Here is a 19,537-nt window from a genome sequence, read left to right as displayed (position 1 = left end):
GGGCCTGCGAGCCCCGCAGTCGCGAACGGGAGCCGACACAGTGAAGCGCGAGGAGTGAGCCGGGCCTGCGAGCCCCGCAGTCGCGAACGGGAGCCGACACAGTGAAGCGCGAGGAGTGAGCCGGGCCTGCGAGCCCCGCAGTCGCGAACGGGAGCCGGCACAGTGACCCACCCGGCCCCGCGTCCGGGGGCCCGGCGTCCGCTCGGGGTGATCACCCGGGGGACGACGAACCCCAACCGGCTCCGGCGGGTCGACAACTGGATCGTCGAGACCTGCGGCGACGCGCTGCGCGCCGCCGCCGACCCGCTGGTGGTCGACCTGGGCTACGGCGCCACCCCGGTCACCCCGGTCGAGCTGCGTGCCCGGCTGGCCGCGCGGGTACGCCCCGACGTGCGGGTGGTCGGGCTGGAGATCGATCCGGTACGCGTGGCCGCCGCCGAGCCGGCCGCCGACCCGCCGTGGCTCACCTTCGCCCGGGGCGGGTTCGAGCTGGCCGGGCTCCGTCCCGCCCTGGTCCGCGCGTTCAACGTGCTGCGCCAGTACGACGAGAGCGAGGTCGCGGGGGCCTGGCGCACGGTGACGGAGCGGCTCGCCCCGGGCGGGCTGCTGGTCGAGGGCACCTGCGACGAGCTGGGGCGGCTGGGCGGCTGGGTGCTGCTGGACGCGGGCGGCCCCCGTACGCTCACCCTGGCCGCGAGGCCGACCACCCTGTCCAGCCCGGCCCAGCTCGCCGAGCGGCTGCCCAAGGCGCTGATCCACCGCAACGTCCCCGGCGAGCGGATCCACGACCTGATCCGCGCCTTGGAGGACGCCTGGCAGGCGGCAGCCGGCTACGCCCCGTTCGGTCCCCGCGAGCGCTGGACCCGCACGGTCACCGCGGTCCGCCAATCCGGCTGGCCCGTCCTGGGCCGCCCCCGCCACTGGCGCCAGGGCACCCTGACCCTCCCCTGGCCCACCATCGCCCCCACCCACCCCTGACTCCCCCCTCGACTCTGTTGATCAAGGAGTTTGCGTCAACCGGCCGGCCGAATCCTGACGCAAACCCCTTGGTCAACGGGCGGTAGCGCGGGAACCGGGCGGGGGTGGGGGTGGGGATCAGAGGGTGCAGTTGATCAGGACGGGTTCGGGGTGCAGGGGGATGCCGAAGCGGGAGTGGACGCCGTCGCGGATCTCCCGGGCGAGCCCCACCAGGGCGGCGGTGCTGGTGCCGCCGGCGCGGTTGGTCAGGGCGAGGGTGTGCTTGCTGGAGATGGCGGTGCCCTCGGGACCCGGGTGCCCCTTGGCGAAACCGGCCTTGTCGATCAGCCAGGCGGCGCTGACCTTGACCATGTCGCCCGGGCACGGCCAGGAGGGTGGTTCGCCGAGGTCGGCGGCCCGCTCGCGGAGCAGCTCGTACGCCTCCCGGTCGAGCACCGGGTTGGTGAAGAACGACCCAACCGACCAGGTGTCCGGGTCGTCCGCGTCCAGCACCATGCCCTTGCCGGCGCGCAGCCGCAGCACCGTGGACCGGGCGTCCGCCAGCGGCACCCGGCCGCCGACCTCGACGCCGAGCGACCGGGCCAGCTCGGCGTAGCGGACCGGGCCGGACAGCGGCGAGCGGGCCAGCCGGAAGTCGACCGAGAGCACCACCCAGCGGTCGCTGTACTTGAAGATGCTGGACCGGTACGCGAAGCCGCAGTCCGCCGCGTCGACCTGGCCGACGCTGCCGTCGGTGCGGTCGTACACCTGGACGCCGGTGATCGTCTCGGCCACCTCCTGGCCGTACGCGCCGACGTTCTGGATCGGGGTGGCGCCCGCCGAGCCGGGGATGCCGGAGAGGCACTCCACGCCGGACCAGCCGTTGGCGACGGTGGCGGCGACGAAGTCGTCCCACGGCTCGCCGGCCTCGACCCGTACGGTCACCGTGTCGGCGTCCTCGGTGAGCACCCGCAGCCCGCGCGAGCGGACCAGCACCACGGTGCCGGGGAAGCCCTGATCCCCGATCACCACGTTGCTGCCGCCCGCGAGGACGAGGACAGGCTCGCCCTGTAGCTGCGCCTGCTGCACCTTTTGTACGATTTCCTCGGCACTGACGGCGGTCACCAGCCGGCCCGCGGGGCCACCGAGGCGCAGGGTGGTGTAACCGGCCAGCAGGTCGGCGGCCGGCTGGGCGTCGGTTGACGGATGGGCGTAGACGTCTGACACGCCTTTCACCCTAGGCTGAGGGGTAGCCGCGGCAACCGTCTGGTGGCTCGGTCACCCCCGGGGAGGATTGCATGAGCAGACTGCACGGCACCAAGGACTTCTGGATCGGCGCACTCCGGTCGGAGGGCCCCGCCTTCGCCGCCGCCGTCGCCGAGGCGCCGCCCGAGACACCCGTGCTCTCCTGCCCCGGCTGGACCGTGACCGATCTCGCCCACCATCTCACCCGGGCCTACGTCTGGGCCCGTACGGCGGTCACCGCCGGATCCGCCACCCGGCCCGAGCGGCATGACCCGGAGCCGCCGGCCGGGCTGACCCCGGCGCAGTGGTACCAGCGGGAGTTCGACCAGCTCATCAGGATCTTCGAGGGGATCGACCCGGAGGCCCCGGCGTGGAACTTCGCGCCGCAGCCGAAGAAGGCGGCGTTCTGGCCGCGCCGGATGGCGCACGAGACCGCCGTGCACCGCTGGGACGCCCAGCTCGCCATCGCGGCCGGCGAGCCGATCGAGGCCAAGCTCGCGGCGGACGGGGTGAGCGAGGTGCTGGACACCTGGCTGCCGGCCGGCCGGCGGGTCACGCCCGGCCAGTGGCACGGGGTGGTGCAGCTGATCGCCACGGACGCCGCCCAGCACTGGTACCTGCGGCTGCGGGGCGAGGGCATTGCCCTGCTGGACACCGCCACCATCCTCGATCACGACGACCATCACGCCCGCGCCCAGGTCACCGGCACGGCGAGCGACCTGCTGCTCGCCCTGATGGGACGGGTCAGCTTCGACAACCTGGTGGTCGCCGGCGACCGGGGACTGCTGGACGGCCTCCGGGTCGGCGCCTGACCCGGCCCGCCACCCCGCCGCCATCGAGGGCGGCCCTCCCCGGCGGAGGGCGGCCCTCGCGCTTTTGGTAACGGTCTGAGAGCGCTCTCTTGACAGGAGTCGGGGCAGCGGCCACCCTTTCGTGAGAGCGCTCTCTCAGTTCGTGGACCCACTCCACCACCCGTCGACCTAGAGGGGTCAGATAAGAGATGGCTACCTTTTCGCGCCGTCGCCTCGCGGCGGTCGCTCTCGTCGCCGCCGGCACCCTGCTCGCCACCGCCGCCTGCGGCGGGGGTGACGATCCCGCCGAGGGCGGACCGGTCACCCTGACCGTGGACGTGTTCGGCCAGTTCGGCTACGACGAGCTCTACAAGGAGTACATGGCCGCCCACCCCGACGTGAAGATCGTCGAGCGGGGCACCGGCAGCAACCTCGACGAGTACTCGCCGAAGCTCACCCAGTGGCTGGCCGCGGGCAAGGGCGCCGGCGACGTCGTCGCCATCGAGGAGGGCCTGCTCGTCGAGTACAAGGCCAACCCGCAGAACTTCGTCAACCTGCTCGACCACGGCGCCGCCGACCTCAAGGGCAACTTCCTGGAGTGGAAGTGGAACCAGGGCCTGACCGCCGACGGCAAGCAGCTCATCGGGCTCGGCACCGACGTCGGCGGCATGGCGATGTGCTATCGCAAGGACCTGTTCGCCAAGGCCGGCCTGCCCACCGAGCGGGACGAGGTCGGCAAGCTCTGGCCGACCTGGCAGGACTACATCAAGGTCGGTGAGCAGTTCAAGGCGAAGAACACCGGGGCGTCGTTCCTGGACGGGGCGACGAACACCTTCAACACCGTGCTGCTCCAGACCGCCGGCAACACCACCGGCTACAGCTACTACGACACCGCCGACAAGCTGGTCGTGGACAGCAACCCGGCGGTCCGGCAGGCGTACGACACCACAATGGACATCATCGACTCCGGCCTCTCCGGCAAGTACGGCTCCTGGTCGGAGGAGTGGGTCTCCGCGTTCAAGCAGTCGAAGTTCGCCACCATCGCCTGCCCGGCCTGGCTGACCGGCGTCATCGAGGGCAACGCCGGCCCGGGCGCCAAGGGCAAGTGGGACGTCGCCGACGTCCCCGGCGACGGCGGCAACTGGGGCGGCTCCTTCCTGGCCGTGCCCAAGCAGAGCAAGCACCGGGCCGAGGCGATCGAGCTGGCCAAGTTCCTGACCAGCGCCAAGGGCCAGATCGGCGCGTTCAAGGCCAAGGGCCCGCTGCCCTCCTCGCCGCAGGCGCTCGAGGACCCGGCGATCGTCGACTCGACCAACGCGTACTTCTCCGACGCTCCGGTCGGCAAGATCTTCGCCGAGGGCGCCAAGAGCCTGAAGCCGGTCTACATGGGGCCGAAGAACCAGGCCGTCCGGACCGAGGTGGAGAACGCCGTGCGCACCGTCGAGCTGGGGCAGCGCAGCCCCGAGCAGGGCTGGAACGACGCGGTCGGAAACGCGAAGAAGGCCGCCGCCAAGTAGCCCGATGCCATCCGTGCGGGCGGTCCCGGACACTCCGGTGCCGCCCGCACGGCGGAAAGGAGTCCCGGGCCATGGCCGTCCAGCTCGATGCCCGCCCGCCGGTCGCACCGACGCCCGGCACCGCCCGCCCCCGCCGGGGGCACCGGCTCAGCCGGTTCGACACGAAGTACTCGCCCTACCTGTACGTCGCGCCGTTCTTCCTGCTCTTCGGCGTCTTCGGGCTCTACCCCCTGATCTACACCTTCTGGGTCTCGCTGCACGACTGGGACCTGCTCGGCACCAGCCCCGGGTTCATCGGGCTGGACAACTACACCGCGCTGATGGGCGACCCCGACTTCTGGCACGCGGTGGTCAACACCCTCGGCATCTTCGTCATCTCCACCGTCCCGCAACTGCTCCTCGCGCTCTGGCTGGCCAACCTGCTCAACCGCCGGCTGCGGGCGCGGACCGGCTGGCGGATGGCGGTGCTGGTCCCGAACGTCACCTCGACCGCCGCGGTGGCCATCGTCTTCGGGGTGCTCTTCGGCCGCGAGTTCGGCATGATCAACTGGCTGCTCGACCACGTCGGCATCGACGCGATCAACTGGAAGGCGAACCGGATCGCCTCCTGGGTGGCGATCTCCACCATGGTCGACTGGCGGTGGACCGGCTACAACGCGCTGATCTTCCTGGCCGCCATGCAGGCCATCCCGCGCGACCTGTACGAGTCCGCCTCCATCGACGGCGCGAGCCGGTCGCGGCAGTTCTGGTCGATCACCGTGCCACTGCTCAAGCCGACCATCATCTTCGCGGTCATCATCTCCACCATCGGTGGCCTTCAGCTCTTCACCGAGCCACGGATGTTCCACTCCGGCACCAATCCGATCCGGGGCGGCAGCCTGCGGGAATCACAGACGGTGACCATGTACATGTTCGAGAACGCCTTCGCCCCGAACTACAACTTCGGGTACGGCTCGGCCGTCGCCTGGTTGCTCTTCGCGCTGATCGCGGTGGTCGCCGCCGTCAACGTACTGCTGCTGCGCCGGCTCGGCGGTGGCGGCGGCCTGAAGGAGGACGCCTGATGTCCCGGATCTGGTCGGCCGGCCGACTCACCTACCTGGCCCTGGTCCTCACCGCCGTCCTGTCGATCTTCCCGATCTACTGGATGTTCGTGGTGGCCAGCCGGACCAGCGACGCGATGGGCCAGGTGCCACCACCGGTCACCCCGGGCGGCAACCTGGGCGCGAACATCGCCCAGCTCTTCGACAACACCGACGCGTACTTCCTGACCGGTCTGATCAACTCGGCGATCGTGGCGACCACGGTCACCGTGTCGGTGGTGTTCTTCTCCACCCTGGCCGGGTTCGCCTTCGCCAAGCTGCGCTTCCGGGGGCGCAACGCGCTGCTGCTGGTGATCATCGCGACCATGATGGTGCCGACCCAGCTCGGCATCATCCCGCTGTACCTGCTGATGACCAAGCTGAACTGGAACGACCGGCTCCCGGCGGTGATCGTGCCGGCCCTGGTCACCGGCTTCGGTGTGTTCCTCATGCGCCAGTACGCCGGCCAGGCGGTGAGCACCGAACTCATCGAGGCCGCCCGGATGGACGGTTGCAACAGCGCCCGGATCTACTGGAACGTGGTGCTGCCCGCGCTGCGTCCCGCCGCCGCGGTGCTCGGCCTGCTCACCTTCATGACCACCTGGAACGACTTCCTCTGGCCGTACGCGGTGCTCAACGACCCGGAGAACCCGACCGTGCAGCTGTCGCTGCGGGCCCTGTCGGACGGCTACTACCAGGACATGTCGCAGGTGTTCACCGGGACGGCGATCGCCACCCTGCCCCTGCTGCTGGTGTTCATCGTGTTCGGCCGCCAGATCATCGGGGGCATCATGGAAGGTGCGGTGAAAGCATGAGCGCGAGGAGCGAGCTGCGGTTTCCGGAGGGCTTCGTCTGGGGGGCGGCGACCGCGGCGTACCAGATCGAGGGCGCGGCCACCGAGGACGGCCGCGGCCCGTCGATCTGGGACACCTTCAGCCGTACGCCGGGACGGGTGTTCCAGGGGCACACCGGCGACGTCGCCTGCGACCACTACCACCGGTACGCCGACGACGTGGCGCTGATGGCCGACCTGGGGCTGCGGGCGTACCGGTTCTCGGTGGCCTGGCCGCGGATCCGGCCCGACGGCACCGGCCCGGTCAACCCGCGCGGGCTGGACTTCTACGACCGGCTCACCGACGCGCTGCTGCAGCGGGGCATCGACCCGATCGTCACGCTCTACCACTGGGACCTGCCGCAGAGCCTCCAGGACACCGGGGGCTGGACCAGCCGGGACACCGCCGCGCACCTCGCCGACTACGCGGTCGCCGTGCACTCCCGGCTCGGCGACCGGATCCGCACCTGGACCACGCTCAACGAGCCGTGGTGCTCGGCCTACCTGGGATACGGCAACGGGCTGCACGCCCCCGGCGAGCGGGACCCGGGGGCGGCCTTCCGGGCCGTACACCATCTGTTGTTGGGGCACGGCCTGGCCGCCCGGGCGCTGCGCGCGGCCGGCGCGGAGGTCGTCGGGATCACCCTGAACCCGGCGGACGTCCGGCCCGCGGACCCGCACAGCGCGGCGGACGCCGCCGCGGTACGCCTGGTCGACGGCCTGCACAACCGGATCTTCCTGGACCCGCTGACCGGCGCCGGGTACCCGGCGGACGTGCTGGAACACGTCTCCCGGATGGTCGAGCCGGACTTCATCCGGGACGGCGACGAGAAGACCATCGCGGCGCCGATCGACCTGCTCGGGGTCAACTTCTACGCGCCGACCTACGTCGCCGGTCGGGCCGGCGCGGCGGGCGGCAGCGCGTGGCCGGGCACCGAGGGATCGGTGGAGTTCCTGCCGCCGGTGGGCCCGCTGACCGACATGGGCTGGATGATCGAGCCGGCGTCGCTGACCCGGCTGCTGGAACGGATCGCCACCGACTACCCGGGGTTGCCGTTGATCATCACCGAGAACGGCGCGGCGTTCCCCGACAAGGCGGGCGAGGAGGGCCCGGACGGCACCGGCTGGGTGGCCGACAGCGACCGGGTGGCGTACCTCGACGGGCATCTGCGGGCGGCGCACGCGGCCATCGCCCGAGGGGTGGACCTGCGCGGTTATCTCGTATGGTCGTTCCTGGACAACTTCGAATGGGCCGAGGGTTACCGCAAGCGGTTCGGGATCGTCCACGTCGACTACCTGACCCAGCGGCGCACACCGAAGGAGAGCGCCCGCTGGTACCAGGAGGTGATCGCCCGGAACGGGCTGTGACGAGGTGGTGGTAACGGGGATGACGACCGCACAGCGACCGACCCTGGAGGCGGTGGCCCGGCTGGCCGGGGTGTCCCGGGCCACCGTGTCCCGGGTGGTGAACGGCTCGACCACGGTCGCCGTGCCGATCCGCGAGGCGGTGCACCGGGCGGTCGCCGAGTTGGGGTACGTGCCCAACCTCGCCGCCCGCAGCCTGGTCACCCAGCGGACCGACTCGGTGGCCCTGGTCATGCCCGAGGAGGCCACCCGGGTCTTCTCCGACGACCAGGTGTTCCCGGGGATCATCCGCGGGGTGAGCCAGGAGCTGGAGGCGGCCGACAAGCAGCTGGTGCTGATGCTGGCCGGGTCGGCGGCCGGGCACGAACGGGTCGAGCGGTACACCACCGGCCGGCACGTCGACGGGGTGCTCTTCGCCTCGCTGCACGGCGAGGACCCGCTGCCCGGCACGCTGTCCCGGCTCGGCATCCCGGTGGTCTGCGCCGGCCGCCCGCTGGGCGGCGCCGAGGTGCCGTACGTCGACGTGGACAACGTCGGCGGGGTGACCCGGGCGGTGCGCCACCTGATCGACGGCGGCCGGCGGCGGATCGCCACCATCGCCGGCCCGCAGGACATGGTCGCGGCCATCGAGCGGCTCACCGGCTACCGGGAGGCGGTCGCTGCGGCCGGGCTGCCGGAGCTGATCGCGTACGGCGACTTCACCCGGGAGTCGGGGGCCGCGGCGATGCACCAGCTGCTCGCCGAGCACCCCGACCTGGACGCGGTCTTCGCCGCCTCCGACCTGATGGCGCACGCCGCCCTGCGCACGCTGCACGGGGCGGGGCGGCGGGTGCCGGCGGACGTCGCGGTGGTCGGCTTCGACGACATCGAGACGGCCGCGTACACCGAACCGCCCTTGACCACCGTCCGCTGGGACATCGTGGAGCTGGGCCGGGCGATGACCCGCCAGCTGCTCCGGATGGCGGCCGGCGAGCCGATCGAGGAGACCGTCATCCTCCCCACGGAACTGGTGGTCCGCGGCTCCGCCTGAGGGGTAAGGAGGGGCCCCCGCTCAACGCATTCGGTATAGCCGGGGGCCCCTGTTAACAGCTCGCGTGATCGAGCCGCCCGGCGCTACCGTCCCCGGATGACCACATCCGGCCGGCTGGTTCCGGTGCCCGAACTCTCCGACACCGCCCAGTACGCGTACGCCGCCACGGTCGACCCGCCGGCCCGGCTGGTCTTCACCGCCGGCGCCTGCCCGCTCGACGCCGCTGGCCGTACCGTCGCCCCCGGCGACTTCGCCGGCCAGGCCCGGCAGGTGCTGGCGAACCTGGAGGTCGCGCTGGCCGCGGCCGGCGCGGGCCTCGCCGACGTCGTCAAGACCACCGTGTACGTCGCGTCGGCCCACCGGCCCGACCTGGTGACCGTCTGGCAGGTGGTACGCGACGCCTTCGGCGACCACCACCCGCCCAGCACGCTGCTCGGCGTGGCGGTGCTCGGCTACCCCGACCAGCTCGTCGAGGTGGAGGCGGTCGCCGCCGTCCGGGAGGTGGGCTGAGTGCGGATCCGGACCTGCCTGCCGGCGGACGCCGCCGAGGTGGTCGCGCTGCGCGCCCTGGTGCACCCGTACCTGGTGCGCGGGGTCGACTCGACCCGGCACATGATCGCCAATCCGCCGCCCGGGGAGGACTGGACCGCCTGGGTGGCCGAGGCCGACGGCCGGGTGGTCGGCTGGGCGTCGGCGTACCGGAACAGCCAGACCTCCGAGCCGGACTTCGGGGAGGTCTCCACCCTGCACGTACACCCGGAACACCGCGGTCGCGGCCTCGGCACCGGGCTGCTGGCCGCGGCGCTGGACCACCTGCGGACCCTCCGCGTGCGGCGGGTGCTGACCTGGTCGCAGCCGGATTCGCTGCCGTTCGCCCGCCGGCACGGCTTCACGCCCAGCCGGGAGCTGCGCTACTCGGCGCTCGACCTGCGACCGGCCCCGCCGCTGCCGCAGCCGCCGCCGGGGGTGCACCTGCGGTCGGCCGACGAGGTGGACCCGCGCCTGGTCTACCAGGTGGACGCCGCGGCGTCGCTGGACGAGCCGGGCGACGTCCCGACCGACGCCATGGGCTACGACATCTGGCGGTACGAGGTCTGGGACAACCCGGGGCTGGACCGGCACGCCAGCACGCTGCTGGAGGTCGACGGCACGCCGGCCGTGGTCAGCCTGGTCAAGCGGGACGGTGAGCGGATGTGGTCGGCGTTCACCGGCACCATCCCGGCGTACCGGGGGCGCGGCCTGGCCGGGCTGGCCAAGCGGGCCGCCCTGCACCGGGCCGCCGCCGGCGGGGTCACCGTGGCGTACACCTCGAACGACGAGGCGAATCGGCCGATGCTGGCGGTCAACGCCCGGCTCGGCTACCGGCCGGTGGCGTCCCAGTGGAGCTGCCTGCGCGAGCTGACCTGACTGTGCGGCGGGCCGGGCCGGGCTGCCGCCGGGCCTTCGGGCCGGCCACCGCCGCTGACACCACTGCCGCCGAGCAGCGACGAGTTGGCCGCGTTCACCACCACGTCGACCGGCTGGGCGGTGATGTCCCCCTCGACCAGGGTGATCTCCATGTCAGCGCTCCTCGGTGTGTTGGCCCAACGAGCGACGGGTCAGCAGGGTGGCGCCCGCGACGGCGGCCGGCATGATCAGCACCGCGCCGAGCGGGATCAGGAAGCAGACGAAAACCGCCACGCCGAAGCCGAGCGCGGTCGGGCGGTCCGCCTTGAGGGCCGCCCGCCGGTCGGGCAGCCGCAGCCCACGGCGGGAGAAGGGCGAGCCGACCAGTTCCAGGGCGAGCAGCCAGCCACCCACCGCGCCGCCGACCACCGGCACCACGGTCTGGCCGATCACCGGGATGAACCCGGCGGCGAAGAGCGGGACGCCGACCAGCACGGAGAGGCCGATCAGCCGCAGCGAGTCGGCCACGCTGCGGCGCAGCGACGGCCAAAAGGGCACCTCGACCGCACCGGGGGTGCCACCGAGGCGCTCCTCCACCCGCTCGGAGATCTTCTCGTAGAACGGGTCCCCGAGGGCCAGCGTGACCGCGGTGAAGGTGAGTACCCCGAGCAGCCCGCCGACGCCGAGGAAGGCCAGCCCGGCCACCACCCGGACCGCGCCACGCAGGGTGGTCGACCAGTCGTCGGCGAACGGGGTGGCCCAGGCCGCCAGATCGTCCACGAAGTACACCAGGGCGCCAAGCGCGCCCAGGAACAGCGCGCCGGAGATCAACGCCGGGACGACGCCGAGCAGCATCAGGCCGGGGCTGCGGACGTACAGGGCCAGGCCGCGCAGCAGCAGGCCGGCGCCGGCGAGGAAGCGGCCGGCGGCGCCGGCCACCGGCGCGACGGAGCGGGGTGCGTTCACGACCGCCGAGCCTAACGGTCCCGGGCACGTCTACCCGGGAGGTGTTGACCGGGGGCCCTTCCTCTACCGGAGGCGTCAACCGGGGGCCCCTCCTTGCACAATGGGCGGGTGCGGGCGTCTCGACTGATCTCCCTGCTGCTGCTGTTGCAGTCGCGCGCGACCATGACCGCGGCCGAACTGGCCCACGAGCTGGAGGTCTCCGAGCGGACCGTCTACCGGGACGTGCTGGCGCTCTCCGCCGCCGGCATCCCGGTGTACGCCGACCGGGGCCGCGCCGGCGGCTACCGGCTGCTCGGCGGCTACCGGACCCGGCTGACCGGGCTGACCCGGGACGAGGCGGAGGCGCTCTTCCTGACCGGGTTGCCCGGCCCCGCCGGGGAGATGGGGCTGGCCGACGCGGTGGCCGCCGCCGAGCTGAAGGTGCTCGCCGCGCTGCCGCCCGGGTTGCGGGACGCCCCGGCCCGGACCGGGCAACGGTTCCACCTGGACGTGCCGGGCTGGTTCCGGGAGTCGACCCCGCCGCCGTGGCTGGCCGAGCTGGCCCGGGCGGTCTGGCGGGACCGGGTGGTGGACCTGCGCTACCGGCGCGGGGAGCGCGAGGTGGTCCGCCGGGTCGAGCCGTACGGGCTGGTGCTCAAGAACGGGACCTGGTACCTGGTGGGCCGGGTCGGCGGGGCGACCCGGACCTACCGGGTGGACCGGGTGGTAGGGGTCGAGGCGGGCGAGGAGACCTTCGACCGGGACGAGCAGTTCGACCTGGCCGGGCACTGGCGGGAGCAGGCCGAGGCGTTCCTCCGGCAACTGCAGCCCGAGCGGGTCACCGTCCGGTTGAGCCAGGCGGGGCTGCGCGCGCTGCGGGGCGTGGCCGGGTCCCCGCTCGCGTACGAGGAGGCGGTGGCCGCCGCCAGCGAGCCCGACGGGCAGGGGTGGGTGGTGACCCGGCTGCCCGTCGAATCCGTGCCGGTGGCGTACGGCATGCTGCTCGGCCTCGGCCCCGAGGCGGAGGTGCTGGACCCACCCGAGCTGCGGAAACTCCTCACCGAGGCGGCCCTCCGCTCGGCCGCGCTCTACACCGCCGGGGAGCAAGGCGGGGCCCCCGCTTAACGCTTTCTGTTGTAGCGGGGCCCCCGCTTGACACCTGCCGTGCGGAGAAGGCCGGATCAGCGGTACTCGGCTACGTCGGCCTTCCGGCCGCCCTCGATCACCTCCACGATGTACCGGAAGCCCTGCGGCCGGCTGCCGTCGAGGTCGGTGAAGCCGTACACCTGGGCCAGCTCGCCGCTGTCCAACGACCTGCCGTTCCACCGAGCCCGGTCCGGGTCGGCGGCCAGCGCGGCCACCGCCCGTCCCACGTACGCCGGGGTCTCGGAGACCTCGAAGCCCGGCTGCTTCTTGACGGCGTCGCGCCAGTTCTCCTCGGTGACGCCGAAGAGCTCCAGCATCGTCTCCGACCGCAGCCATCCCGGGGTCAGGGCCACCGCCGTGCAGTCGTGCGGCTTCAGCTCCTCGGCCTGCACGAAGCCGAGCCGGTTCACGCAGGTCTTGGCCAGGTCGTAGAAGGCGGACAGCCGATAGTGGGTGTCGTTGTACGCCTTCGTCCCGTCGCCGATCTCCACCACCAGCCCGCCCGGGTTACGGATCAGCAGGGGCAGCGCGAAATGGCTGGTGATCAGATGGGTGTGCACGGCCAGTTCCAGGATCCGGAAGCCGCGGTCCAGCGGCTGCTTCCAGACCGGCTCGTGCCAGGTGACCAGGTGGTCGCTGCCCCAGATGTCGTTGACCAGCACGTCGAGCCGGCCCTGCTCGGCGTCGATCCGGGCCACCAGGTCGCGGACCTGCTCGGGGATCAGGTGGTCGACGGCGACCGCGATGCCGGTGCCGCCGGCCGCGGTGACCAGCTCCGCGGTCTCCTCGATGGTCTCCGGCCGGTCCAGCTCCGAGCGGTTGGCCCGGGTGCTGCGGCCGGTGGCGTAGACCGTCGCGCCGGCCGCGCCGAGTTGGACGGCGATCTGCCGGCCGGCGCCCCGGGTCGCCCCGGCCACCAGTGCGATTTTCCCTGTCAGCGGTTTCGTCGTCATGTGACCGAGCCTGACAACGAAGGCTGACAACCTGTGTCAGGTTTTCCGGTCGGATTCGCCGGCCCTGTCAGTCGGTGAGGCGGAGGCGGACCCGGCGGTTGGCCCGACCCTTGCTCTCCACCTTGACCACCTGCACCTTGCCGATCTGCGCGGTGGAGGCGACGTGGGTGCCGCCGTCGGCCTGCACGTCCAGCCCGACGATGTCGACGATCCGGACCTCCTGCTCGTCCGCCGGGATCAGATTCGACTGGGTCCGGATGATGTCCGGCAGGGCGAGCGCCTCGTCCCGGGGCAACACTCGCACCGCGACCGACAGGTCGGCGGCCACCTCGGTGTTGACCAACTCCTCGATCCGGGCCTTGAAGTCCGGCGGCACCTCGGGCAGGTTGAAGTCCATCCGGGCCTCGCCGGGCTCCATGTTGCCGCCGGTGACCAGCGCGCCGAAGTCCCGGAACACCACCCCGCAGAGCACGTGCAGCCCGGAGTGGGTCCGCATCAGCAGGCTGCGCCGCTGGTCCTCGACCGCGCCGGTGACGGCGGTGCCGGCGGGCGGCAGCGGATCACCCTCGGCCGGGATCAGGTAGAGGTCGTCGCCCTTGCGGGTGCCGACGATCCGGGTCTGTACGCCCTGCCAGAGCAGCACGCCGTGGTCCGGCGGCTGCCCGCCGCCGCCCGGGTAGAACGCCGACCGGTCCAGCACGATGCCCTGCTCCGGGTCGGCCGCCAGCACGGTGCACTCCCACTCGCGCAGCGTGGGGTCGGCGAGGTCGAGGCGGTGCGTACGTCCGTGGTGTGTGACGCCCATGACAGCGCACGTTACCCGTTGAGGAAGCCGGCGACCCGCCCCCGCAGGTCGGCGCGTTCGGACCAGAGCACCCCGGGACGGTCGTACACGTGCAGGGTGGCGTTGGGCAGCGCGGCGGCCAGTTCCTCGGCGACGCCCACCGGGTGCAGCTCGTCGCCGGCGCAGCCGATCACCAGGGCCGGCGCGGTGACCGCGGCCAGCTGCCCGGGCTCGGTCAGCGGCACCTGGTCGGGCAGCCCGGCGAGGCCGGGGGCGAGCCCGTCGCGGAGCAGCTGGTCGAGCCGCTGGCGCAGGTACGCCCAGCCGGCCGGGGTGTTACGCACCGCGGGCGGCAGCTCGACGGCGACCACGTCGGCGAGCGCGGCCGCGTCCCCGCCGGCCACCGCGTCCAGCAGGTCGGTGATCCGCCGGCGGGCCACCTCAGCACGCCGGGTGGCGAGCGCCGCCGGCAGGAAGAAGACCAGTTTGTCGAAGCGGTCCGGGCTCTCCGACAGCAGCCGGCAGAGCGCCCCGGCACCGAGGCTGGCGCCGAAGGCCCGGGTGGCGCCACCGAGGTCGGCCACGGCCCGCAGGTCGCGGGCGAGGTCCAGGTAGCTCCACCGCCCCGGTGGCGAGTCGGAGCGGCCGTGCCCGCGGAACTGGAAGAAGACCTTCCGGCCGGTCACCCCGCTGCCGAACGGACGGGTGGTGGCGATGCCGTTGCCCAGCCCGTGCGCGAACACGGTCACCGGGTCACCGCTGCCGGTGACGAGCCGCTCCAGCCGTACGCCGTGCGGGGTGGCGATCAGCTCGGTCTCCGGCTCGGGCAGCGCCGGCCGCCCGGTGCGCGGGCCTCCCGGCCCGGGGCCCCAGGTGCGGGGCCCGCCGTCCGGTGGCGGCGGCCAGCGGAAACCCCTCACCAGAACCCTTTGCCGTCGTGCAGGTCGCGCAGCCCGACCCGGACGTCCAGCAGGTAGATCAGGCCGGCCGCGATGCCGACCAGGCCGAAGAGGCTGATCGGGCCGAAGCCGAGCAGGGTGAGCACCATGCACACCGCGAGGATGGCGATCCAGCCGCCCTTGGGGAGGGTGCCGATCGCCGGGAAGGCGTCGGCCCGCTGGGTGATGGCGTGCACCAGCGCGACGCCCTGGATGATCAGCGCGAGGACGAGCAGGACCAGTTCGATCACGTAGCGGACGTCGAAAACGAAGATCGGCGCGGCGTAGGCCATGCCGGCAATGGTATGCCGACGCCCCCGGCTCCGTCCGACAGGACGCAACCGGGGGCGTGGGCGGGTGGATCGTTACTCGGCGGCCGGGCGGGTCCGCTTGGTGGCCTTCGGCAGCTTCGCCGAGGGGGTGGCCTTGGCGGCGGTCGCCTTCGGGACCCGCGGCGCCCGCGGCCGGACGGCCTTCGGCTTGGCCTCGACGACCTCGGCCACCTCGGCCGGGCTCGGGACCTCGGTGGGCGCGGTCGCGGCGACGGCCGGGGCCTCGGTCGCCTCGATGTCGGCGTTCACCGTCTCGGCGGCCTCCAGCACGCCGGCACCGACCACCCGCTCGCCGCGGGCGACCAGCTCGGCGTACGCGGCCAGCGCCCGGCCCTGCGCGGCCTGCGCGCCGGCGAACACGACGGCGGCGTTGCGGGTGGCGGCCTCGCGCAGCCGGTCCAGGTCGGCGGCCTCGCGGAGCCGGTTGAGGTCGGCGGCCTCGCGCAGCCGCTGCAGCTCGGCCGGGGTGGCCTTGTCACGCAGGCCGGTCGCGGTCTCGTTGGCGGTGCGCAGCGTCTCGGTGGCCTTCTGCCGCAGCTCGACACCGGTCACCACGGCCCGGCCACCGAACTCGGTGAACACGGCCGGGAGCTTGCGCAGCTGCTCCAGGGCCAGGTCACCGGCGCCGGCAGCGGCGTAGAGCGGGGCCGGAACGCGGTTGGTCTTCGGCTGGGTGGTCATGGTTACTTCTCCTCCTCGGCCGCCGGTGCGGCCTCCGGGGCCGCCGTCGGGGCGGCCTTCCTGGCGGGGTTGCTGGTGGTGGGGGCGGGCGCCTGGCCCGCCTCGGTCACGGCCACCGACTCGAGTACGGCCTCGGTGGGCGCGCCCTCAGGCGTGGCGGGACCGGTGGCGGCCGGCGTGACGGTGGCCGCGGCGCCGGTGGGCTGCGCCGGCTCGCTCGGCGGCGGCGCAGCCGTGGCGGTCTCGGCCTGCTCAGCCGCCGAGGTCGCCTCGGCCAGCCGGGCGTTCTCCCGGCGGAAGGTTTCGTAGATCTGGGTGAGTGACTGCTTCTGCGCCATGGTGAGGTCGGGGTCCACGGCGATCGCCGCGAGGACGCCCTTGGCCTCCTTGTCGTCCAGCAGCCCGGCCCGCAGGTACATGGCCGGGGTGGAGACCCGCAGCGCGCTGGCCAGTTGCTGGAGCACCTCGGCGCTCGGCTTGCGCAGCCCGCGTTCGATCTGGCTCAGGTACGGATTGCTGACGCCCGCCTGGTCGGCGAGCTGGCGGAGCGAGATCTTCGCGTTGCGGCGCAGATCGCGAATGAACCCGCCGACGTCGGGAAGGTCCTTACCGGTGGCCATGACTCCACGCTAACTCCCAGCGCTAGCAACTGCAAGCAGAATGCTAGCGGGAGTTAGCAACGTCTCAGCAAGCCCGTTGCGCACCCGGTGTCCGGTACGTACCGTCCTGCCATGGCCAAGATCGAAGTCAACGGCGCCCGGCTCGCGTACGACGAGGCCGGCAGCGGCAGTCCGGTAGTGCTGGTGCACGCCGGCATCGCCGACCGGCGAATGTGGCGGGCGCAGGTGCCCGCGCTCGCCGAGCGGCACCGGGTGATCGTGCCCGAGCTGCGCGGCTACGGGGAGTCCGAGCTGCCGCCCAGCCCGTTCGCGCACCACGACGACCTGGTCGGGCTGCTCGACGCGCTGGGGATCGAGCGCGCCGCCCTGGTCGGCTGCTCGCTCGGCGGCCGGGTGGCGGTGGACACCGCGCTGGCGTACCCGGACCGGATCTCCGCGCTGGCGCTGTTCGGCGCGCCGGTCTCCGGCAACGAGTGGTCCGAGGAGACCGAACGGCTCTGGGACGAGTTGGTCGGCGAGGTGGACCCGGAGGACTTCGCGGCGAGCGCGACCGGTGAGGTGCGGTTCTGGGTGGTCGGCCCCACCCGCCAGCCGGCGGACGTCGACCCGGAGCTGATCCGGTTCGCCGAGGAGATGGACCAGCGGGCGCTCGCCGCCGAACAGGCGCTCAGCGCGATCGACGTGGACGAACTCGACCCGCCGGCCATCGAACGGCTCGGTGAGCTGCGGATGCCGGTGCTGGTCGGGACCGGCGCGGACGACCTCGCGGACATCCGCCGGCTGGCCGACCGGATCGCCGCCGAGGCCCCGCAGGGCGTACGGATGCCGGACGTCCCGGACGCCGCCCACCTGCTCCCCCTGGAACGCCCCGCCCCCGTCAACGCCGCCCTGCTCGCCTTCCTGCCGTGAAAGGAGGGGGCCCCGCTTGACGCATTCTGCACAGGCGGGGCCCCCGGTTGACACCCGCCAACCCGGCAGCAACGCGGGCGGGCGCGGTCACCAGACCGGGCGGACCGCTCCCACCGGGACGCCGCCGCCCAGCAGCGGCACCTCGGCGTACTCGGTCAGCACCGGGGCGTCGACGCCGAGCCGGCGCAGCGCGGAGACCAGCACCGGCATCCGGGCCCGCCCGGCCCCGTCGTCGATCTTCAGGGCGACCGCGCCGACGCCGGGCACGGCCGTCGCGATGACGCCCTCGGCACCCACCTTGGCCAGCAGGCCGGGCACCCCGCGCATCAGCCGGGTGTCCTCGGCCTGGGTGCCACCCACCAGTTCGGGGTACGCCCGCATCGCGTCGGCCACGGTCCGCTCGGCGGTGCCGGGTTCGGCGGAGACCAGCCGCAGGTACGCCCGGGCCAGCCCGGTCAGCGAGACGGCGAGCACCGGCGCGCCGCAGCCGTCCACCCCGACCGCCGCCGCGCGCTCGCCGGTGAACTCCTCGATCGCGGCGGTCAGCCGCTGCTGCAACGGGTGCTCGGGCCGCCAGTACCCGTCCAGCGGCCAACCGGCCGCCAGGCAGGTCAGCAGCATTCCGGTGTGCTTGCCGGAGCAGTTCATCTGGATCCGGGCCGGCCCGCCTCCGGCGCGCAGCACCGCCTCCCGGGCCAGCTCGCCGACCGGCAGGTCCGGCGGGCAGTGCAGGGCCGACTCGTCCAGCCCGGCGCCGCGCAGCAGGCCGGCGACCCGCTCCAGGTGGAACTGCTCACCGGCGTGGCTCGCCGACACCAGCGCGAGGTCCGCCGCCCCGGTCAGCGGCAGGCCGGCGCGGAGCATCCCGACCGCCTGCATCGGCTTGTTCGACGAGCGCGGGAAGACCGGCGACGTCACGTCACCCGCCACGGCCACCGGCGCGCCGCCGGCGTCCAGCGCCACCACCGAGCCGCGGTGGAAACCCTCCACGAACCCGGACCGGACCACCTCGGTGAGCGGCACACCGCCCTCGTACGTCTTTCCCACGAAGTGGACGGTACCGAGGGCCCGACGGGGCCGATCACCCGGGTGACCAGCGACGGGGGCCGCAGGCGGCAAGGGGCTCGGGCGGGTGCGCGGCTTACAGGCCGAGCAGCGTACGGGCCTCGCCGGTGGTCAGCGGCGGACGCTGGGCGAGCTGGGCGAAGCCGACCGCGCGGGCGACCAGCTGCATGTTGGACTCGACCGGCCGACCCTTGGCGTAGGTGACCGTGTCCTCCATGCCGACCCGCAGGTGGCCGCCGGCCGACAGCGAGGCCAGCAGCACCGGGATGGTGCTCCGGCCGATCCCGGTGGCCGAGAAGGTGGTGCCCTCGGGCAGGTCGCGCAGCAGCTGCTGGGCGGCGACCAGGGTGGCGGTGGTGCCCGGCATGCCGCCCGGCACGCCCATCACGAAGTCGACGTGCACGTGCCCGCCGTGCGGCAGGCCGTACTTGCCGAGCAGGCGCTGCAGCGCGGTGAGGTGGCCGAGGTCGAAGATCTCGTACTCGGGGACGACACCCCGCTCCTGCATCCGGGTGTGCAGGTCGACGATGAACTCCCACCGGTTGAGGAAGACGTCGTCGCCGAAGTTGACCGTACCCATGGTGCAGGAGGCCATGTCCGGCCCGGCGTCGAGCACGGCGAGCCGGGCGGACTCCGGGTCGGTCACCGCGCCGCCGGAGGAGAGCTGCACGATCAGGTCGGTACCCTCCCGCAGCGCGGCCACGGTCTCCCGCAGCCGGCCCTGGTCGAGCGTCGGCTTCGCCTCGTCGTCGCGGATGTGGACGTGGATCACGGCGGCGCCCAGCGCCTCGCACTCCTTGGCGGTCAGCAGCAACTCGTCGAGGGTCACCGGCAGCGCCGGCACCTCCGCCTTGGCCGACTCCGCGCCGGTGGGGGCAACCGTGATCAACGTCCCTGTGCTCATGCCCGGCATCCTAGACGCCGCCGAACAGGAAGTCTTCCGGCGGCAGGCGCGCTATGAG

21 protein-coding genes and 1 pseudogene are annotated in these 19,537 nt (G+C 73.1%); 11 read left to right on the top strand and 11 right to left on the bottom strand.

Annotation, left to right across the window (positions count from 1 at the left end; all coding sequences use genetic code 11):
* Window positions 1–162 precede the first annotated feature (162 nt).
* Entirely contained in the window at window positions 163–978 is an 816-nt protein-coding gene (locus tag AB0H57_RS03470; RefSeq protein ID WP_357502191.1) for a class I SAM-dependent methyltransferase, read from the top strand.
* A 117-nt stretch (window positions 979–1,095) separates the two neighbouring features.
* Here the strand turns inward: AB0H57_RS03470 and AB0H57_RS03465 are convergent, their stop codons facing one another.
* Complete coding sequence (locus tag AB0H57_RS03465) at window positions 1,096–2,184, bottom strand: UDP-N-acetylmuramate dehydrogenase (RefSeq protein ID WP_357502189.1); 1,089 nt, start codon at window positions 2,182–2,184, stop codon at window positions 1,096–1,098.
* 71 nt (window positions 2,185–2,255) lie between these two features.
* Here AB0H57_RS03465 and AB0H57_RS03460 point away from each other — a divergent pair, with 71 nt between their 5' ends.
* The 8 genes from AB0H57_RS03460 (at window position 2,256) to AB0H57_RS03425 (ending at window position 10,223) form a co-directional block, all read left to right on the top strand.
* The gene (locus AB0H57_RS03460) at window positions 2,256–3,014 is read left to right on the top strand and encodes a maleylpyruvate isomerase family mycothiol-dependent enzyme (RefSeq protein WP_357502187.1); all 759 of its coding nucleotides are present in this window, start codon (window positions 2,256–2,258) and stop codon (window positions 3,012–3,014) included.
* A gap of 188 nt (window positions 3,015–3,202) precedes the next feature.
* Window positions 3,203–4,510, top strand: coding sequence for an extracellular solute-binding protein (locus AB0H57_RS03455; protein WP_357502185.1), 1,308 nt, complete (start codon window positions 3,203–3,205; stop codon window positions 4,508–4,510).
* Between the two features lie 71 nt (window positions 4,511–4,581).
* Window positions 4,582–5,571, top strand: a complete 990-nt coding sequence (locus AB0H57_RS03450) for a sugar ABC transporter permease (RefSeq protein WP_357502183.1) — start codon at window positions 4,582–4,584, stop codon at window positions 5,569–5,571.
* Entirely contained in the window at window positions 5,571–6,404 is an 834-nt protein-coding gene (locus AB0H57_RS03445; RefSeq protein WP_357502181.1) for a carbohydrate ABC transporter permease, read from the top strand. Before AB0H57_RS03450 ends, AB0H57_RS03445 begins: the two co-directional genes overlap by 1 nt.
* The gene (locus tag AB0H57_RS03440) at window positions 6,401–7,789 is read left to right on the top strand and encodes a GH1 family beta-glucosidase (protein WP_357502179.1); all 1,389 of its coding nucleotides are present in this window, start codon (window positions 6,401–6,403) and stop codon (window positions 7,787–7,789) included. The genes AB0H57_RS03445 and AB0H57_RS03440 overlap by 4 nt, the downstream gene beginning before the upstream one ends.
* Before the next feature lie 19 nt (window positions 7,790–7,808).
* Window positions 7,809–8,816 (top strand): LacI family DNA-binding transcriptional regulator, encoded by a 1,008-nt coding sequence (locus tag AB0H57_RS03435; protein WP_357502177.1) that lies wholly within the window; start codon window positions 7,809–7,811, stop codon window positions 8,814–8,816.
* Window positions 8,817–8,912: 96 nt separating this feature from the next.
* Complete coding sequence (locus AB0H57_RS03430; protein WP_357502175.1) at window positions 8,913–9,326, top strand: RidA family protein; 414 nt, start codon at window positions 8,913–8,915, stop codon at window positions 9,324–9,326.
* Entirely contained in the window at window positions 9,327–10,223 is an 897-nt protein-coding gene (locus AB0H57_RS03425) for a GNAT family N-acetyltransferase (protein WP_357502174.1), read from the top strand. It begins immediately after the preceding gene.
* A gap of 50 nt (window positions 10,224–10,273) precedes the next feature.
* Here the strand turns inward: AB0H57_RS03425 and AB0H57_RS03420 are convergent.
* A pseudogene (locus AB0H57_RS03420) lies at window positions 10,274–10,375 on the bottom strand (O-acetyl-ADP-ribose deacetylase); the annotation flags it as partial.
* 1 nt (window position 10,376) lies between these two features.
* The gene (locus tag AB0H57_RS03415; protein ID WP_357502173.1) at window positions 10,377–11,168 is read right to left on the bottom strand and encodes an EI24 domain-containing protein; all 792 of its coding nucleotides are present in this window, start codon (window positions 11,166–11,168) and stop codon (window positions 10,377–10,379) included.
* 108 nt (window positions 11,169–11,276) lie between these two features.
* On the opposite strand from AB0H57_RS03415, the gene AB0H57_RS03410 reads away from it, so the two are divergent.
* Window positions 11,277–12,272, top strand: coding sequence for a WYL domain-containing protein (locus AB0H57_RS03410; protein ID WP_357502172.1), 996 nt, complete (start codon window positions 11,277–11,279; stop codon window positions 12,270–12,272).
* 56 nt (window positions 12,273–12,328) lie between these two features.
* Here AB0H57_RS03410 and AB0H57_RS03405 read toward each other — a convergent pair whose 3' ends face one another.
* The 6 genes from AB0H57_RS03405 to AB0H57_RS03380 form a co-directional block, all read right to left on the bottom strand.
* Window positions 12,329–13,246 carry an SDR family oxidoreductase gene (locus AB0H57_RS03405; protein WP_357502171.1) on the bottom strand — a complete coding sequence of 306 codons (918 nt, stop codon included), beginning with the start codon at window positions 13,244–13,246 and terminating at the stop codon, window positions 12,329–12,331.
* A 67-nt stretch (window positions 13,247–13,313) separates the two neighbouring features.
* Window positions 13,314–14,051: an alanyl-tRNA editing protein gene (locus AB0H57_RS03400; RefSeq protein ID WP_357502170.1), complete on the bottom strand. Its 738-nt coding sequence runs from the start codon at window positions 14,049–14,051 to the stop codon at window positions 13,314–13,316.
* Between the two features lie 11 nt (window positions 14,052–14,062).
* The gene (locus tag AB0H57_RS03395) at window positions 14,063–14,950 is read right to left on the bottom strand and encodes an alpha/beta hydrolase (protein WP_357502168.1); all 888 of its coding nucleotides are present in this window, start codon (window positions 14,948–14,950) and stop codon (window positions 14,063–14,065) included.
* Entirely contained in the window at window positions 14,947–15,261 is a 315-nt protein-coding gene (locus tag AB0H57_RS03390; protein ID WP_357502166.1) for a DUF2516 family protein, read from the bottom strand. Before AB0H57_RS03390 ends, AB0H57_RS03395 begins: the two co-directional genes overlap by 4 nt.
* 72 nt (window positions 15,262–15,333) lie before the next feature.
* Window positions 15,334–15,981, bottom strand: a complete 648-nt coding sequence (locus AB0H57_RS03385) for a hypothetical protein (protein WP_357502164.1) — start codon at window positions 15,979–15,981, stop codon at window positions 15,334–15,336.
* Window positions 15,982–15,983: 2 nt separating this feature from the next.
* Window positions 15,984–16,601, bottom strand: a complete 618-nt coding sequence (locus AB0H57_RS03380) for a helix-turn-helix transcriptional regulator (RefSeq protein ID WP_357502162.1) — start codon at window positions 16,599–16,601, stop codon at window positions 15,984–15,986.
* A 111-nt stretch (window positions 16,602–16,712) separates the two neighbouring features.
* Here AB0H57_RS03380 and AB0H57_RS03375 point away from each other — a divergent pair, with 111 nt between their 5' ends.
* Window positions 16,713–17,510, top strand: a complete 798-nt coding sequence (locus tag AB0H57_RS03375; RefSeq protein ID WP_357502160.1) for an alpha/beta hydrolase — start codon at window positions 16,713–16,715, stop codon at window positions 17,508–17,510.
* 87 nt (window positions 17,511–17,597) lie between these two features.
* Here AB0H57_RS03375 and AB0H57_RS03370 read toward each other — a convergent pair whose 3' ends face one another.
* Together AB0H57_RS03370 and AB0H57_RS03365 are read right to left on the bottom strand one after the other, a co-directional pair.
* Complete coding sequence (locus tag AB0H57_RS03370) at window positions 17,598–18,557, bottom strand: asparaginase (protein ID WP_357502158.1); 960 nt, start codon at window positions 18,555–18,557, stop codon at window positions 17,598–17,600.
* Between the two features lie 94 nt (window positions 18,558–18,651).
* A complete protein-coding gene (locus AB0H57_RS03365) occupies window positions 18,652–19,479 on the bottom strand; it encodes a 3-keto-5-aminohexanoate cleavage protein (RefSeq protein WP_357502156.1) in 828 nt (275 codons plus the stop codon).
* Between the last annotated feature and the right edge of the window lie 58 nt (window positions 19,480–19,537).

The sequence above is a fragment of the Micromonospora sp. NPDC050686 genome (genome assembly GCF_040654475.1).
GTDB lineage: Bacteria > Actinomycetota > Actinomycetes > Mycobacteriales > Micromonosporaceae > Micromonospora.
Note: the sequence above shows the minus strand (reverse complement) of the source record. Positions and strands in the feature narration are given on the sequence as shown.